Consider the following 17,849-nt stretch of genomic DNA (forward strand, 5'->3'; position numbering starts at 1 on the left):
AACGATCTGTAAAGCAGTTTGAACACACACTTTAGCTTTATTCGTAACCAGATTGTGCTCGATCCGAACTTTGGTTTGAAATGAGACAAATGACTTGGACGTATACGTAAATGCGTATGCTGCCAGCCATCCGTATAGGGTGATGCGCCAGCACTTCATGTTGCGTAGACCGTCTTTTTTACTGCGTATATATTGACATAATACGTTGTCAGCAGAAGTGAATCGTTCTACACTCACATCAACTATATCAACTACATCGTCGTGTTCATGATGAAGCGATTCTAACGTACGTACCCGCTGAATGAATCCACTGAATGAAAATGCAATAAAGAACTATGCGCTCCTATTTCTTAACTGCTGCTATATGAACTTCCTTTGCGATGACGTTTGTAATGGCTATGTCCGTATTGGTTGTGAGCATGTCCTTTATGTCCACGGTAACGATCACTGCTGCTATAAGAACGGTGACGATGCTGTCCATGTGACGACTTTGACTTCATAACCTGTTTGATAATACTTTTTAGCAAACCCATAACGCGTAACCTCCTTGTAGTTAAGCTTATGATCTATATACGATAGTTACACAGTATGGTTCCTTTAAATTTAATACTTTTTGGATCATTTGCAGATGATATGTACATAATAACAGTTTGTTTTTGCGTCCAAATATGATTTTTAAATGAATGTATTTCACACATTTTTAAATTTTTTTCATAAATTTGTTAAAAATCTTGATTCAATTGTCGAAATTTGTGATATATTCTCGTAGGTAATTATAAAGAACTATATATATAAATGTAATAAGTCCTACAATGATATTCATTAAGTACATTGGCACCATTTTGAACAGAGGGAAAGCGATCGTTTCATTATGACATAGCGACGGATTGCATACATTTTTGAACACAGGGAGACAGGACATTCATGAAACAATTTAAACAATGGACGGGCAGCCTTTTTGTCCGCATTCTCGGTATTGCGGCGGTATGTATTATTGTACCGATGCTGATTGCGATGGGAATTGTTGGTTATAATGTGAGCCGTTCGTATGAACAAGTGACGATTCAGTCGCTAAATAGTATCGTAGAGGAAAAGGTAAAGGAATTAGGCATTATTGTGCGTGCGAAACAGACGGCAGCCGATGCGATGGTGGAAGACCCATATGTGGTCGATTATTTTAACAATCTAAATAAGAACGGCACGACGAATCAGGCGCAATTCGAGCGTATTCAAGATAATCTTACGGACAAACTTCAGGAAGCAAACGGTCTGTATGAAAATATATTTTTTACCCATGCCGGTAAAATCTATATGGATGGCATTGGCGGCAAGTCGCAAAATCATGTTTTGCAGGCGAGTACCGATCCGTGGTATCCGCTTGTGCAAAAGCAGCCAGGCCCATTCATTAGCGATATTATGACCTCGCCGGTATCCGGTCAGCCGGTAATCGTAGTGGGTGATGTCGTCGGTGGCAATATGGAAGATACACCAGCGGCAAAAACGAGTACAGACGGTGAGCCCGATATTTTTGGGATGCCGCTTAGTGTAAATGTATTGCTCAAAGAAGTTGTACAACATAGTCAGAATGATCTGCTGAACACGCTTGTGCTGAATAAATCCGGTGATGTGGTCGCTTCTTCAAATGCCGCTCAGATTATGAAGGTGAATTTTGCCAAGCTGGATACGGGAGGCATGTATAAGCAGATGCAAACCAGTGAATCCGGCAGCGGCTTGATTACGCTGGATGGTGTACGTTATATCGCCTCTTTTCAAAAGGATGATCAGATCGGACTGGATATCGTTACGATGCAGCCGATTAGCGTTTATATGGATCGTGTCAAAAGCATGATCGGTTTAATGGTGCTCATTACGGTAATTAGTCTGATTGTAGCGCTGCTTATTTTGTTCCTGATCGTACGCAACATTATTCGTCCAGTCCAGCTCGTCTCGACACAATTGGAGCAGATGGCACAAGGCGATTACTCGAATGAGTTGCCGGAAAAATACCAACGGATGAGCGGCGAAACCGGTCAACTTGTCCGTACGCTAGCGAAGATGCAAACGACGACTCGCGATATGATCTACCGTGTAGCTGAAGAAGTGCGCACATTGCGGGCGATTAACCATCGGACAAACGAAACGTTCCGCGATACGGCAACACATATCAAAAACGTCTCGGCAACGACGCAAAATATGTCGGCAGGCATGGAACAGACCGCTGCATCTGCACAGGAAATTAGCGCTTCAACGCGTGAATTTGAGACGGCGATTGATACGATTGCCAGCGGTGCGCACCAGGGTGCCGAACGTGCGACAGCGATTAACGAACGTGCTGGCACATTGAAGCAGCGTCTGGAAGATTCGATTGCGATCACGAGCAAGTCTTATTATGAAATCAAAACAGGGCTGGATGAGGCGATGGCAAAATCGCGTTCAGTGGAGATGATCCAAGCGCTTAGCGATTCCATTTTGCAAATTACGAAGCAAACGAATCTGCTGGCGCTAAACGCTTCAATCGAAGCAGCGCGTGCAGGTGAAGCTGGGAAAGGATTCTCGGTCGTAGCAAGCGAAATTCGTCTGCTCGCAGATGCTTCGCGTGAGACGGTGAATCAGATTCAGCAGATCGCTAGCGAAGTTGTCGAATCGGTCGGCAGTTTGCAGCAGTACAGCTCGCGTCTGATGGCATTGTTAACCGGTGAGATTGCCGCCGATTATGGCATGATGAGAGAAACGAGTGAGAACTATATTCAAGATGCCGGCGATATCGATAAAATGGTGAGCGAATTTAGCGCAACCAGTCAGCAGCTCAGCGCATCCGTACAAAATTTGGCGCAGGCGATTCATGAAATTGCCCTCTCCAATAACGAATCTGCGGACAATACTGAAGAAATTGCCGCAGAAGCACAGCGCATTATGCAGCATGCCACCGAGGTGACGGAAGAAGTGCGCAAGACGAGTGATAGTGCGGAGCGACTGAGCACGCTGGTCGACCATTTTAAATTTTAAGGCAAGCTTGCTGCTGATCCGTAAACGGCAAACATAACCGTAGTTTTGCTCGCCTTCATTCAACATAGCGGCAGCTTATAATTGCCTGATTGATAAATCATTTCAGCTCAATCTACCCGCTATTTGTTGGAGACATACGACTGTAAATTATGTTCCTGATCGTATAGATGCACAGTTTGTAAACATCGTCACACAGCCAAAGCAGCGGGATTAATGTGGATGACGGATCGAATGCCCTGCCCAATGTTCTAGCAATGGCCCATATTTACCAAATATCGGGTCGGTAGCAGGTACAGGCACATGGGGGATTTCTTTGAGCGCTTGTTCATGTTCACCGGGTTTGCCAGTGCGCACATTGTAGGACATGCCTTGTGGATAGGCACCGACGATACGAAAATCAGCGCTTGCCTCCAAACGACAATGCCCGGTGCCTGCTGGCAGTACGATGATATCGCCGGTATGGAGTGTGACGATATCGCCGTGCTCACCGCCAAGCTGCAGTGTAACAGTGCCGCTAATGACGCCCAGCACTTCATGTGCATTGCTATGGTAATGATGATAATCAAACACACCGTTCGTCCAGCTATTGCGCCAACCGTTGTAGTTGAATAAAGCTTCCATCGTATCGGGTGTTTCTGCTAATGCACCGCTATACAGGATCACAGGCAATATTGAATGATTCGGAATTTTGCCGTCATCGGTAAATGAATACGTGTGGATGGAGCAGGATGGGGATGGTTTCATCATCGTTCCTCCTTAAAATGGCGTTATGGTCATTATGTATACGATAACCTGTACGGTGTAAGTGAATCAGTGTGATGGACAATAAGCGTGTGATCGATCATATGTAGCAAACGTGTACGTTTAGATCGATATATTGCCTGTACTAACTTTTCTGATATCGTTTTTCTGATATCATAACCCCTGTGCCCTTATTCCATATCGCAGTAATTGATGTCCGAATAGGTTATGTTTGTATACATGTGCTTGTACAGATCAAATATATACTGTGCAAAGCAATACACTATACACTGCAAGTTGAAATAGTACAGCAGCAACAGGACAGCCGTCTACTGGCTGTCCTGTTGCTGTTTGGTCTGGGCGCGCAGCAGGCGATTGACCGTTAGGCAGCACAGGTCGATCAATTGACCGAGCTCGTCTTGGGTCAACAGCTCGGTGATTGGGATTCGTACACATAGGTTGCAAACGAGCGCTGTAATTGTCACTATTGATCGATTCGTGTTGTACGAGTCCAATTGGATACATTATGATCAAATAATGATAGACACGATTTACATGCGGACGTATACTAATTTCAATTCAATTAGTAAAGGAGATTTACTAAATCTCTTGATGCAAAGGAGACATGATGCTAACATCTATCGGAAATCCGCAGATGATCCGTCATTTTAATGAATATTTGATTTTGGAGTTGCTCGTGCAGGAACCTGGATTATCACGTGCTGAGATTAGCCGCCGTACCGGTCTAAGCAAGCCGACTGTATCGTCGGCAGTGTATCATTTGTTGCACCATCGGCTAGTAATGGAGACCGGGCAGGCTACGAACCAGCAAGGACGCAAAGGACAAGTATTGCAATTTAATCCACGGGTGTTTCATGTTTTGTTGCTCGCTATCGGAGCGGACGGAATCGAGATTGGTATCACTGATCTGTTAGGAAATATACGCCGTATAGGGTGGATCGCATGGGCACAGCTGGAAGATGCAGCTGATGCGGAACTGCAATTGCAGCAGCGTTTACAGGAGATTATGGCTGCGCATTCGTCTGCGGCAATGCCGATTCGTTTTGTTAGTGCAGGCATTCCAGCAGTCGTCGATCCGCAAACCGGATATGTGCAAACATGGCTGCCACAGTTGGAGCGTTATGGGAAGCTACTTTCCGGCACAGAATTAAGCCGTTTGCTCGGTGTTGAGGTGCTGCTTGATAATGATGTTAATTTGGCGGCAGTTGCCGAGCAGGAATATGGAAATGGTGCAGGCGCTTCCAGCTTTGTGTACATTTCGCTCGGTGAAGGGGTCGGTATGGGCATCGTCATCGAAGGGCGGATTTATCGCGGTCTGGCAGGTGCTGCCGGAGAATGGGGACAAGCGGTGCTGCGTTTGCGGCAACATCATAGCGGTGCTGGGCAAGCAAAGCATGATATCGCTTTATATGAGCAAAGTACACTAAGTACACTAAGCGCACTAAGCACGGATGATCAACGATTGGAGCATTATATCGGCAATGCTGGGTTGCGCGAATTGCTGCATGAGGCGTTACAGCATGATGTCGCTCCGCATACTGATCATCATACGGCAGCGGAGTGGTCGGTCGCGCAGTTGTTACAAGCAGCGCAAGCAAATCATCCGCTCGCACTGCACATTATGGGGCGCTATGCCGAGCGCTTGATTTTACCGTTAGCACAGCTAGTTGCTCTACTCGCACCGGAGCGGATTGTGCTAGGTGGGCAGATCGGGCAAGCGGCAGAACTGTTTCTGCCGCTCGTGCAGGAAGCATTGCCGACGCTCGTGCCTGTTATGCCACAGCTTAGCGCTTCCATGCTGGATGAACGTGATGAAAGTGCAATTATGCGCGGAGCAGCATGGGCAGGTGTGCAGCGCTCTTTCCGTTATATTCGCGAGCAGATGCTGGTGATTGGTGGGAGAGAGTAGAACGATTGTAAATGACCGCTACCGCATTGGCGTTACTCATTCATATGCCGGATGACCCGATTAAGATGACGATAGCTCGTTCCAATCTAACGCACCAATCTAACGCATCGGCGTTACTCGTTCATATCGCGGCTACATGATGACAACGCTAATGCTCGTAGATTGTCTTAAAAGTTCAGAAACAGGCAAGCTTAAACTCATGTGCATTAGTAGATGGTCTCAATGGAAAAGCAGGTTTGAACGTATGTAAACTTGTTCATGCTGAAGCGAACATAAGCTAGACAGACTATAAATTCAATGGAGACAAGCTAGCAGCAGGCAAATGATAGGTTGATCTCAATCAAGGAGGAGTATGACAATGAAGCAATCGACAGCACAACTGATCACCGGTTTTTCCGGTTCCGGCTATATAGCAGGCATCGATATCGGAGGCACCAAAACATTAATTTTAATTACAGACAGCAGCGGGCAAGTTATTGCGCGCAGCAAAAAACCGACCGTGCAAACAGAGCAAGCGGAAGCCTTTGTTGCAGCGGTATTTGCACAGCTGGATGAGGTGCTGCATGAAGCGGGTTTGGTACGCGATCGTCTGAACGGGATTGGGATCGGCTTTCCGGGGGCGGTCAATACGGCAACAGGCATCATTCATCATGTGCCTGCATTGCCGCTTGACGGAGCCAATCTGCTGGAGCTGATTCGTCCGCATTATAGCGGCGCCCTTTATCTCGATAATGATGTGAATATGGCGGCATTGGGCGAGTGCTGGCAAGGGGCAGGTGCAGGTAGCACGCAGATGGTAATGGTAACGATCGGTACAGGCGTTGGCGGGGCGATGATTCTAAATGGGGAGCTGCATCGTGGTGCTAGTTATACCGCAGGGGAAATTTCTTATTTTGTCGTCGATTATCAGCCAGAGGAAACAAGCGGTACAATTAGCAGTGTGGAATTTGGACGCTATGAATCGCTCGCTTCCGGAACCGGCATCGGTGAACACGCACGGCGTTGGTTGCGTCAACATGAAGGGCAGTCAGGCGCGCATCTCATCGCTCAAGCAGGCAGTTTGGAGCAGGTACAAGCGGTACATGTGCTGCAACTGGCTGCCGCTGGTGATGCCGATGCACAGGCGATTATGCAAGCGCCGCTCGGTTATATGGCAGCAGGGCTAGCCAATATCATTTCGCTGCTAAATCCAGAGCGAATCGTCGTCGGTGGCGGTGTGTCGGAATCCGGCTATTATATGAGTGAACTAAAACGAAGGGTAGGACAGTTTACACCGATTGAAGCCCAGCTTGTGCCCGCATTGCTCGGTAATGAAGCGGGGGCACTCGGTGCGATTTATGGCGTATTGCACACGTTGCAGTTGCACACTCTGGCTAAACGCTGAACAATATTCATGCTTCACGCGCAGCGGTAGCGGCTAAGCCGAGCGAACGATAAGCGAGCATCAAGCTATGCCAGTACCCGAAAATAACGTGTTTACTGGCGGACTATGAAGTATCAGTTGCTCAGCAACTTGTTTGTCTTTTGCGTATATGCTTTAGAGTGTACATTCATACATTTAACACAACACCATAGAACATGCTCCATAACCATACTGTATATAACTAGTAGCTTGACCGAGATTAATTTGAGTGTTGAATCTGTTTTAAGGTCTTATTAATCAGGATTTCAGCAAACAATCAAAATTAACATTTAACTCGGTCGAGGTACTATAGGGCTGGAATCCCCTGGCACCTGGAGAATAAAACGAAACGAACGGCGCGTTCCGAAGCTGATGAGGCATAGAAGCGAACCATATGACTAACACAGTTCGCCACCTCTTGTTTGCACAGCGCGACCGTTATAAATAAGCTGCTGCCCTGAAGCAGACAGCGCCATACTTGGATAATGGATAGAGAAGGAGTAAATGGAATGGGTTCATTATTTGGTGAAAAGGCAAGCACAAGACGTAGTGCCGCCATCTCGGCAACTGTAAATCGTGAGGCGCAGCAGACATTGCTGCGTATGCGCAGTTTTTATTTGTTAGCTGGACTGGCTGGTGGTATGTTCAATCCGTATATGTCGTCGATGCTTGTGCATGGCGGGATGGGCAGTGCACAGGTCGGCTTATTGATGTCGATCGGAACGTTTATTTCCATTTTGATTCAGCCGTTTTGGGGTATGGTTGTCGATCGTTTCCAGCAGATGCGACTCGTATTGATGCTAAGTGTAGCGGTGCCTGCGCTGTTGTCGATCTTTTACCAGAGTCCGTATTTTATCGTCTTAACGATCATTTATACGATCTCGATGGTGTTCACCGCCACACAAGCACCGATGGCGGATTCGTATGCGCTCGTCACGGCGCAAAAGGCAAATACGACGTATGGTGCGATTCGTTTTTTGGGTAGCCTTGGCACGGCGGGTGGCAGTTATCTGGGCGGGTTATACATTAGCCGGATCGATGTATCGCTGATCTGGATTCCGTTTCTCGTCTTTAATTTGCTGGCGGCGGTATTGACGTTAACATTGCCCAGCCGTTCGGATGAAAGCCGTGTGTTGCAGCAGTCGTTCTCGTCCGGCATTCGCAGTCTGTTGGGCAATCGTCTGTTTTTGTGTTTTCTGGGCGGTTGTTTGCTGGTCAATCAGACGTTGACCGCATTTAACTCGTATTTTGTGCTGTCGTTTGAAGAAGCGGGGGGGACGCTAGAGCTGGCAGGGGTCGGTCTGTTTATCGCATCGGCGGCGAATATTCCGGCGATGCTAGTTGCAGCGCGCATTATTGCGCGTTATGGGCATGAGCGGATGTTGCTGCTGGCGGCATTTGCGTATATTTTGCGCTGGGGCATTCAGTATGTGTTCCCGCTACCGTGGGTTATGATTGCGGTGCAGCTATTGCACGGATTGTCGTTTGGCTTTTTTTACATTTCGGCAGTGGAATATGTGTCGCGCATCGCTTCCAAGGGGATGCAGGCGACCGCGCAAAGTGTGTTTAATATGGTATTTGTCGGTCTTGCCGGGATCGCTGGTAATTTGCTAAACGGCTATTTGCTTGAAGTAGGCGGCGCGGCGGCGATGAATTTGTCGTGTATGATCAGTGCGGTGCTTGGTGCAGTACTGCTTGGATATGTAGCGAGCCGCAGTCGTAAACCTGCGCCGGTTATAGGCTAACAGATCATAATACGAACACCAAATTAAATTTCAACTTGGATTGTGTACTAAGTTCCTTATCAATAACAGCTTGATCCAGCTTCAAAACTCATATGAATCTCGGTGAAGGTAATAGGTAGTATCACTTTAATATGGAAAGTTTGCTTTCCGTCAGTGTTAGCTCCGGGCAATGTATTGCGTCTACCGGAGCTGTACAGCTGGCGTAAATAACATATATGCCTTGTTATGGTTAACTTCGAAAAGGCTTTATGGCTACTGTACGTTGCTACTCCTTCTCGTTCCTCTAACGATCTTCGCTACATTGTAACTATGCTTATTTCGCTATATCCAACGCTAAATCCCACAAAAATAATTACCGAAATGACTCTACAGAACACGCAGAAAAGTGTAAAATAAAAGTCAATGTATAAGCTGGAGGAAGTACGGTATGCATACATTCATATGAAGCCAAAATGCTCTATATTCGATGTGGAACGTATCGCTTGGCGTGTAATTTGCGCTTACGTATAACGACATCTATCATAATAACGATGTACACAAGATAGATGAACGATGCTGCATATGGACAGAGTATGCTAGGGAAGGGGGAAGTCCATTGCTGTCAAAAAACTGGTATCGCCGTTTGCTGCTGTCTTATTTTCCTATTTTCTTGCTGACGATTTCCATGCTTATTTTCCTATCATTTATCGTTATTAATGAGATTTCCAAAAAGGAAACCGCACGTGCCGACCGCATTTCGACCAGTTATATGCTGGATACGATCGAGCGCTCGGTGCAGGAGATTGAGATGGATGTGTTACGGGATGTGCAGACATCGCCGGTATATGATCAGTTTCTGGCAGAAAAAGATACAGGCAACACAGGCGTAACATATCAGGTTGTGGAGCATTTGCGTCAGTTAATGGACAATAACGAGTTACTGCAATCGGTGTATGTATATCGTAATTCGGATCAAAGTGTATTGACGGTACAGGGCTTACAGCCATTGACCGATTTTCGTGATGAAGCGTTTATTAAGCGCGCACTGGCAGAGCCGGAGCAGCAGGGATGGTCGACGGTGCGTTCATTTGCCGAGATGAGCGGGGATCAGCAGCGCCAAGTGATCAGTATGCATAAAAGGTTACCGCTGCCTTTTGGCGATCAAGGGATGTTAGTCATTAATGTAAGCGTGTACGGATTGCAACAGCTTGCAGCATCGATGGTGAATAGCCAGGTGTCTTTTCTGACGATTACCGATGCGGCAAGTCAGCAAATTTATCCGCCAGTGCTGACGGAACAAGATACGAACGAGCATGATCAGCCATTGACGGTGCTACATTCGAAACGTCTCGGCTGGACGCTGGAAAGCGGCTTACGTGCGGGCCAGTTATTTGCCTGGGTATCGGTCATTTCGTACATCTGGGTGTTGATTGGTGTGCTGGTCGTGCTTGCCTCAATCGCCTATATTATTTATATTACACGCAAAAATTATAAGCCGATCCAAGTGATGATGCAGCGGATCGAATCGCTGCAATTGTCTGCGCATGATTCCCCGCGCAAAGATGAGATGGCATTGATTGATCAGGCGCTGGAAAGCTTGATTGAGCAGACGGTCGATTATGAGCGCCAGCATCACGAAAATTTGCTTATTCATCGGCGGCGCCTGTTTATGAACTGGATTGAAGGCGAGCCGCCAGAGCAATTGCAGCACGAACTGGAACGATTGCGCATTTTCCCAGAGCTGACCGGACATAGCGAAACCGGGGCAGGGCTGACGTATGCGTTTATCGTAGCCGAAATTCAAGATTACGATGCATTTCGCGAAAAAGGTAATTCACAGGAGTACAATACACTTAAATTGGCGTTAACGAATGTATTTCAGGAACTGGCGCAGCAGGATGGTGTATATGGCTGGTCCGAGTGGATCAGTGTGCGCCGGGCAGGTATTATTATCGTCGGTGAAGGCGACGAGCGCCAGTGGATGCGGTTGTTGTTCTCGCTCGCGGCAGGCAGTAAGGAGTGGGTGGAGCAGCATCTGCATCTACCGATGATCTTCGGCACTGGCGTGACGGTCAAACATTCATCCGAGCTGCACCTTGCCTACGAGACGGCGGTCGAATCGATGAAATATTCGATGACGCTCGGACGCGATGGCGTAGTCATGTACAGCGATCTGCCGGAAGGCGGCGAGCCGGACAGTTACCGTTACTTGCAGGCGGTTTCCGACTGGATTAAGGAGTTCCGTCTGCGGCAGCCGGAATGGCGCGACCGTTTGCAAACATTACTCGGTGTGCTGGAAGATGATGTGCTGCGTGATGACAGCATTCGCTCGCTCGTGTTATCGCTGCTGCAAATGTTGACACGTGAATTGGAAGGCATGTCCGAGCCGCTCGATCGTCTGCTGGCGAGCGAGCAAGCGGATGCAGTCATGGAGCAAATTGCGCATGCCGAAACGGTTGATGAATTGCAAATCGTACTAATGCCATATTTGGAACAGGTGTACCACATCTATGCAGAAGCTGGCGATTCCACTAACCAGCGCGCACTAATCGGTGAGATGAAGGCGTATATGGAAGCGCATTTTGCCAATCCTGATCTATCGCTTAATCATTTGAGTGAACGATTTAATGTGACACCCAAATATGTTAGCCATCTGTTCAAAGCCGAGCTGGATGTGAAATTTATCGATTTGCTCGTACAGCTTCGTTTGCAACGTGCCGAGAAACTGCTCTATTCCACCGATGATACGATTCAAAATATCGCGATTCAGGTCGGTTATGCCAACTCTATCACATTTGGACGGGTATTCAAACGGATTATCGGCGTGACACCAGGCGATTATCGCAAGCTTAAAATGAAGCCAGGCAGCTTAATTCCACCACCGGGCGAGCAGCGCAAGTAAGCGGGGCAGACGGTTGGCATCGGAATAAAGCCGAGATTTTACTGCTTACTGCTTAACTGAACTGATGGCGCTATTTGAGTATACTAAGATAAAGTATTGGTTAATTTATGATATTTATAGAGTGAAATAACAAAAATAAACCGAATTCTACCCAGCCAAAGAAGCGTGTCCAAAGTGACATGCTTCTTTCATTATGTCGCTTAAAGCCGGCCGTTATGCGGTTTAGGAGCTGCTGAAAATCGTTTATATAGCGAATTTAGTTGATTACATCAGATGTAAGCGTTTTCTTATGAGGTTTATGAACGGAATCAAGTTTATTGAGTATTTTAAAATGTGAATGCCATAATTGGCACAACCCTAATTTGAATACATGAACATTATGCACGTTCGGAACAGTTATCACTCATACAGGGGAAAAGCCAATAAAAGGGGATGGGTAAATGAAAGCGTATTCAGAGAAAAAATGGTTGAAAGGACTGACCGGAACGATGTTGGCGGTCATGCTCGCAGGCACAACCGTATTGGCAGGCTGTTCCAGTTCAAACAGTGAAAATGGAGCTACTACCGCTGATGGCAAATCGGTCTTAAAAGTTGAAGTGTTTGACCGTGGTAATTCGCCGGCAGGCGCAACCGTTACGAACAACTATTTAACCCAACTCGTGAATGAACGCTTCGGTGCACCGAATAAAATCGACGTCCAATATGTACCGATTCCACGCTCTGAAGAATTGCAAAAGCTGAACGTGCTAATGGCAAGCGGCGGTGACGTACCGGATATCGTATTCACTTATGATCAAGGTACATTTAACCGTTACGCCCAGCAAGGCGGCTTGACCGACCTGACTGAGCTGCTCAATCAATATGGCCCGAACCTCAAAAAGTTTCTCGGTGACGACACGCTCGCCTACGGACAAATCGAAGGTAAACAATTCGCGATTCCAGGCAAACGCTCGGTACTCGGTAAATACGCTTCTTATATTCGTCAGGACTGGTTAGACACATTAAAAATGCCAATGCCACAAACGACGGATGAGCTGTATACGACACTTAAAGCATTTAAAGACAAAGACCCTGGCAAAGTCGGTAGCGGTGTCATTCCGTTCGGCATGACGATTGAACCGGCACAATATGAGCCGCTGCTGTGGTCGTTTATTAAACAACCACTGACCGATGAGCAAAAATATACGATGACCCAGAAACTCGGTTCTCGTGACTATCCGATCTTGCTGCCAGGTTTCAAAGACGGTCTGCAATTTATGAACAAACTGTACAATGAAGGTTTGATCAGCCGTGATTTCAGTCTGGATAAAGATAAAAAGCAGCTTGGACAAGATGTGCAAAACGGCAAAGTCGGCTTCTACACAGAAGATGCAGGCAACCCGTATTATGCAAACGGCGACTACGAAAATCTGCAAAAAAATGTGAAAGGTGCCGTACTGACACCAACCGATGTGTTCACTAACAATGAAGGCAAACATATTAAACCACAATACGCATCTAACGGTTTGTACATTATGATCCCAAAATCGAGCACTAAAGCGGTCGAAGCGATCAAGTATTTGGACTGGATGGCATCTGGCAAAAACGTGTTTGATATGCAAAACGGCGTTGAAGGTGAAAACTATACACTCAAAAACGGTTTGCCAATCATGAAAGAAGATGCACCTGCTGATGTGACGAACCGCATTTATAACTATGGTGATATGGTTATTATCGCTAACGGCAAAATTGTCGGCACCGAACAACAAAACAATGATGCTTACATTATGCAAATGCCGGAGAAATACCAAGCGGATATGCGCAAATCGGTCGAAATTTCGAATTCCGATACGTTCCCGCCAATCAATTTCAACAAACCGATCGATTCGGAAGCGAAATATGGCAGCGCATTGCAAGACAAATTTGATCAACTGGTCGTAAAAGCAACGATGGTTGCACCAGATCAATTTGAGGCGACATACGATTCACTGATGAAAGATTATATGAGCAGTGGTGGACAAGCCATTCAAGATGAGCGTACGAAAGCATTCCAAGAAGGCGCCATCAGCAAATAAAAACAGACGGAATTACAGGCAATAATGTGAAAAGAGACCGCATCACTATATATGACTCATAAATAACAAATTGCGTCATATTTAGAAATGATGTGGTTACAAAATACGCTGGACCAGCCTTTTCAAAGCTATGTTTATGTTCGGAAACAAGTTTATTGAGTCTTTTTCGACCATAATGCCATAATGAGAACATCCCAAACACGACAACGTGAAATAAAAGTTAACATTTATAGTTAACAAAGCTAAAGGGAGAAAAGCGGATAAAGGGGTTGGAAAGATGAAATTGGTTTCTGGAAAAACATGGTTTAAGAGCTGGTCTGGCATGATGTTGGCAACGGTACTCGCAGGTACAACCGTACTCGCTGGTTGTTCAAGTTCAGACAGTGAAGCCGGAGCAACGACTACAGATGGCAAATCGGTCTTAAAAGTCGAAGTGTTTGATCGTGGTAATTCGCCAGCAGGCTCAACCATTAGTGACAACTACTTGACCAAACTAGTCAATGAACGTTTTGGTGCACCGAATAAAATCGATGTTCAATACGTATCGATCCCGCGTTCCGAAGAACTGCAAAAGCTGAACGTGCTGATGGCAAGCGGTGGTGACGTACCGGATATCGTATTTACGTACGATCAAGGTACATTTAACCGTTACGCCCAGCAAGGCGGTCTGACCGACCTGACCGACCTGCTCAACCAATACGGCCCGAACTTGAAAAAATTTCTCGGTGACGACACACTCGCCTACGGACAAATCGAAGGCAAACAATTCGCGATTCCAGGCAAACGCTCGGTACTTGGCAAATACGCTTCTTATATTCGTCAGGACTGGCTGAACGATCTGAAACTGCCGGTTCCACAAACGACGGACGAGCTGTACACGACACTTACAGCATTTAAAGAGAAAGACCCTGGCAAAGTGGGCAACGGCTTGATTCCATTCGGGATGACGATCGCTCCGGCACAGTATGAACCACTACTCTGGTCATTCGTACAGCAGCCATTAACGGATGAGCAAAAGTACACATTAACACAAAAGCTCGGTTCTAGTGATTATCCAACCTTGCTGCCAGGCTTCAAAGACGGTCTGAAGTTTATGAACAAGCTGTACAATCAAGGTTTGATCAGCCGTGACTTCGGTCTGGATGAAGACAAAAAGCAGCTTTGGCAAGATGTACAAAACGGTAAAGTTGGCTTCTATACCGAAGATGCGGGCGAGCTGTACTTTACGTACAATGGCACCTACAAAAACTTGCAAGCGAATGTAAAAGGCGCCAAACTGACGCCGACCGATGTGTTTACGAACAATGAAGGCAAACATGCCAAACCGGAATATGCATCCAACGGTCTGTACATTATGATCCCGAAATCGAGCAGCAAAGCGGTGGAAGCGATCAAATACCTCGACTGGATGGCATCCGGCAAAAACGTGTTCGATATGCAAAATGGCGTAGAAGGCGAAAACTATACGCTCAAAAACGGCGTCCCGGTGACGAAGGAAGATGCGTCACAAGAAGCGCAAAACCGTCTGTACAACTACGGTGATATGGCGATTATCGCCAACGGTAAAGTTGCCGGTACAGCAGAGCAAAACAACGATGCTTACATTATGCAGGTACCGGAAGAATACCAGGCAGATATGCGCAAATCGGTCGAAATTTCTAACACCGATACGATTCCGCCGGTTAACTTTAACAAACCGATTGAAGCGGAAGCGAAATACGGCAGTGCACTGCAAGACAAATATAAGCAGCTGATCGTCAAAGCAACGATGGCACCAACCGCACAGTTTGACGCAACTTACGATTCGCTGATGAAAGATTATATGAGCAGTGGCGGACAGGCAATTCTCGATGAGCGCACCAAAGTCTTTCAGGCAGGTGGCGCGACGAAGTGAGTCGGAGTAGACTCTTTTGGATCGACGCAGTGCTGGCGCATGATACGTTTGCAGGCGGACGAATGGCATACAGCATAAGTAGCGCAAGTGCGGCTGCATGAATGTCTGTTTATGTGTTCACACGCTAAGCATACTACGTATTTTATGCCATTTATCTTTGTAAATTTTGGATGAGAGCAAAACATACAGCGTCTATATCCACATCGTTAAATCGTTATACAGTATTACTAAACAAAGCATGATCCAGTCAAAGCGGGCAAGCGCCTGCGCGCATAGCTACAGGCGCTTGCCCACATTTATAAGCTGAAAGGGGAGTACGACAGTGAAGACGTCCACCTACCTGAGAAGATACTGGCAGCTGTATTTCCTGCTCATTTTGCCGCTCGCTTACTTTGCCATTTTCAAATACGGACCGATGTACGGCGTGCAGATTGCGTTTAAAGATTTTAACTTTTTCCAGGGCATTAATGGCAGTGAATGGATTGGTTGGGATGCTTTTCGTGAGGTTTTTCAAAACCAGGATTTTTATCGTACTCTACGCAATACGCTCATGTTGAATATTCTGGACCTGATCGTTTCGTTCCCGGCACCGCTGATTTTGGCGATTATGCTGTATGAAGTCAAAACGGTGTGGTTTAAGAAACTTTCACAAACCATTCTCTATATTCCGCACTTTATCTCCTGGGTCATTATCGGGGGAATCGTGTATCAAGTGTTTGGCACACAATCCGGTTTCATTAACAATGTATGGGTATCGTTCGGCTTTCAGCCGATTCCGTTTTTGACTGATCCGCATTATTGGATGGTTACGTATTTACTGACCGGTGTATGGCAAAGTGCGGGTTGGGGCACAATTTTGTACCTCGCTGCATTGACTGGCATTAACCGAGAGTTGTATGAAGCGGCTGAAGTAGATGGTGCGACACGGATGCGCCGCATTTGGCATATTACGTTGCCGGGTCTGCGTCCGACGATCATTACATTGCTCATTATTAACCTCGGTAATATGGTGACAATCGGATTTGAACGTCCGTTTGTTATCGGTAACGTAGCGGTACAGGAATATTCGGACGTACTGAGTACATTTGTGTATCGGATCGGTTTGGAATCTGGACAATACACATTGGCGACGGTCGTCGGTTTGTTCCAGGCTGTAGTAGGATTGATTTTCGTACTAGGTGCCAACTTGGCGGCGAAGAAAACGACCGGGGAGGGGATTTTGTAATGGCTGAAGCAGCTCGCGTAAACGAAACCGATCGCATTAAGATCAAGCCTGACGTCAGTCGCGGTGATCGCATTTTTGATATTGTGAATATGACGTTACTTGCTGTCTCGGTACTGATCTGTATTTTCCCGTTTATCCACGTCCTGGCGATTTCGCTTAGCTCATCGCGTCCGATTATGTCAGGTGCGGTAACGTTGTTCCCGAAGGAATTTACGATTGAGGCGTATACAAAAGTGTTTAGCGATCCATCGATGATTCGCTCGCTCGGCTTTACGATTATGCTGACGGCGGTATTTACGTTATTTTGTATGGTGATGACGGTTGCGGCAGCATATCCACTGTCCAAATCGAATTTGAAAGGTCGCGGCTTTTTTATGGTCGTGATCATCATTACGATGTTTTTTAGCGGCGGTATTATTCCGGAATACATTTTGGTGCGTAATTTGCATTTGCTTGATACGATGTGGGCGCTTATTTTGCCGGGATTGATTAGTCCGTTTTATTTGATCATTATGATCTCGTTTTTTAAAGGTATTCCGGACAGTTTGGAAGAAGCGGCAGAGATTGACGGTAGCAGTCATTTCCGTACATTGCTACGTATTATTTTGCCGCTGTCGATGCCGGTGTTAGCGACGCTTAGTCTGTTTTATGCAGTGGGACGCTGGAATGGATTTATGGATACGCTCATGTACATTAACAGTCCGGAACTGTATCCGCTGCAATTGAAGCTGTATCAATTGATTCAGAACAATATGGCGACCGAGCTGATGCGTAATGAAGTTGCTGGCAGTGCGAATATGATGCCGGAAAGTTTGAAGGCGGCAAGCGTTATTTTTGCAACGGTGCCGATTTTGATCGTATATCCGTGGTTGCAGCGTTACTTTGTTAGTGGGGTTATGCTTGGGGCGGTAAAAGGTTGATGGTGGGGCAACAACATTGATCGTTGCGTATACCGAACTTATCTAACACCT

General features: G+C 46.5%; 11 protein-coding genes. 9 read left to right on the plus strand and 2 right to left on the minus strand.

Annotated features, from left to right (window positions below; all coding sequences use genetic code 11):
- Window positions 1-350: 350 nt before the first annotated feature.
- On the minus strand, window positions 351-533 hold the full coding sequence (locus tag U1I11_RS11300) for a hypothetical protein (RefSeq protein WP_322906235.1): 183 nt from the start codon (window positions 531-533) through the stop codon (window positions 351-353).
- A gap of 391 nt (window positions 534-924) precedes the next feature.
- Between U1I11_RS11300 and U1I11_RS11305 the strand changes: the two genes are divergently transcribed.
- Window positions 925-3,006: a methyl-accepting chemotaxis protein gene (locus tag U1I11_RS11305; protein ID WP_322906236.1), complete on the plus strand. Its 2,082-nt coding sequence runs from the start codon at window positions 925-927 to the stop codon at window positions 3,004-3,006.
- Window positions 3,007-3,216: 210 nt separating this feature from the next.
- On the opposite strand, the gene U1I11_RS11310 is transcribed toward U1I11_RS11305, so the two are convergent.
- Window positions 3,217-3,753, minus strand: a complete 537-nt coding sequence (locus U1I11_RS11310) for a cupin domain-containing protein (RefSeq protein WP_322906237.1) — start codon at window positions 3,751-3,753, stop codon at window positions 3,217-3,219.
- Window positions 3,754-4,372: 619 nt separating this feature from the next.
- On the opposite strand from U1I11_RS11310, the gene U1I11_RS11315 reads away from it, so the two are divergent.
- The 8 genes from U1I11_RS11315 (at window position 4,373) to U1I11_RS11350 (ending at window position 17,798) form a co-directional block, all read left to right on the plus strand.
- Window positions 4,373-5,677, plus strand: coding sequence for an ROK family transcriptional regulator (locus U1I11_RS11315; RefSeq protein ID WP_322906238.1), 1,305 nt, complete (start codon window positions 4,373-4,375; stop codon window positions 5,675-5,677).
- A 358-nt stretch (window positions 5,678-6,035) separates the two neighbouring features.
- On the plus strand, window positions 6,036-7,061 hold the full coding sequence (locus tag U1I11_RS11320) for an ROK family protein (RefSeq protein WP_322906239.1): 1,026 nt from the start codon (window positions 6,036-6,038) through the stop codon (window positions 7,059-7,061).
- A gap of 527 nt (window positions 7,062-7,588) precedes the next feature.
- Window positions 7,589-8,824 (plus strand): MFS transporter, encoded by a 1,236-nt coding sequence (locus tag U1I11_RS11325; protein ID WP_322906240.1) that lies wholly within the window; start codon window positions 7,589-7,591, stop codon window positions 8,822-8,824.
- A 595-nt stretch (window positions 8,825-9,419) separates the two neighbouring features.
- Complete coding sequence (locus U1I11_RS11330; RefSeq protein ID WP_322906241.1) at window positions 9,420-11,705, plus strand: AraC family transcriptional regulator; 2,286 nt, start codon at window positions 9,420-9,422, stop codon at window positions 11,703-11,705.
- A 440-nt stretch (window positions 11,706-12,145) separates the two neighbouring features.
- A complete protein-coding gene (locus U1I11_RS11335; RefSeq protein ID WP_322906242.1) occupies window positions 12,146-13,759 on the plus strand; it encodes an extracellular solute-binding protein in 1,614 nt (537 codons plus the stop codon).
- 277 nt (window positions 13,760-14,036) lie between these two features.
- Entirely contained in the window at window positions 14,037-15,653 is a 1,617-nt protein-coding gene (locus tag U1I11_RS11340; RefSeq protein WP_322906243.1) for an extracellular solute-binding protein, read from the plus strand.
- A 322-nt stretch (window positions 15,654-15,975) separates the two neighbouring features.
- Window positions 15,976-16,878, plus strand: coding sequence for an ABC transporter permease (locus tag U1I11_RS11345; protein WP_322906244.1), 903 nt, complete (start codon window positions 15,976-15,978; stop codon window positions 16,876-16,878).
- Between the two features lie 89 nt (window positions 16,879-16,967).
- Window positions 16,968-17,798: a carbohydrate ABC transporter permease gene (locus U1I11_RS11350; RefSeq protein ID WP_322906596.1), complete on the plus strand. Its 831-nt coding sequence runs from the start codon at window positions 16,968-16,970 to the stop codon at window positions 17,796-17,798.
- Window positions 17,799-17,849 lie beyond the last annotated feature (51 nt).

Source organism: Paenibacillus campi, from assembly GCF_034659835.1.
Taxonomy (GTDB): Bacteria; Bacillota; Bacilli; order Paenibacillales; family Paenibacillaceae; genus Saccharibacillus; species Saccharibacillus campi.

Coding starts and splice junctions, on each gene's coding strand:
- U1I11_RS11300 (WP_322906235.1), bottom strand. CDS start 533: ATGGGTTTGCTAAAAAGTATTATCAAACAGGTTATGAAGTCAAAGTCG.
- U1I11_RS11305 (WP_322906236.1), top strand. CDS start 925: ATGAAACAATTTAAACAATGGACGGGCAGCCTTTTTGTCCGCATTCTC.
- U1I11_RS11310 (WP_322906237.1), bottom strand. CDS start 3,753: ATGATGAAACCATCCCCATCCTGCTCCATCCACACGTATTCATTTACC.
- U1I11_RS11315 (WP_322906238.1), top strand. CDS start 4,373: ATGATGCTAACATCTATCGGAAATCCGCAGATGATCCGTCATTTTAAT.
- U1I11_RS11320 (WP_322906239.1), top strand. CDS start 6,036: ATGAAGCAATCGACAGCACAACTGATCACCGGTTTTTCCGGTTCCGGC.
- U1I11_RS11325 (WP_322906240.1), top strand. CDS start 7,589: ATGGGTTCATTATTTGGTGAAAAGGCAAGCACAAGACGTAGTGCCGCC.
- U1I11_RS11335 (WP_322906242.1), top strand. CDS start 12,146: ATGAAAGCGTATTCAGAGAAAAAATGGTTGAAAGGACTGACCGGAACG.
- U1I11_RS11340 (WP_322906243.1), top strand. CDS start 14,037: ATGAAATTGGTTTCTGGAAAAACATGGTTTAAGAGCTGGTCTGGCATG.
- U1I11_RS11350 (WP_322906596.1), top strand. CDS start 16,968: ATGACGTTACTTGCTGTCTCGGTACTGATCTGTATTTTCCCGTTTATC.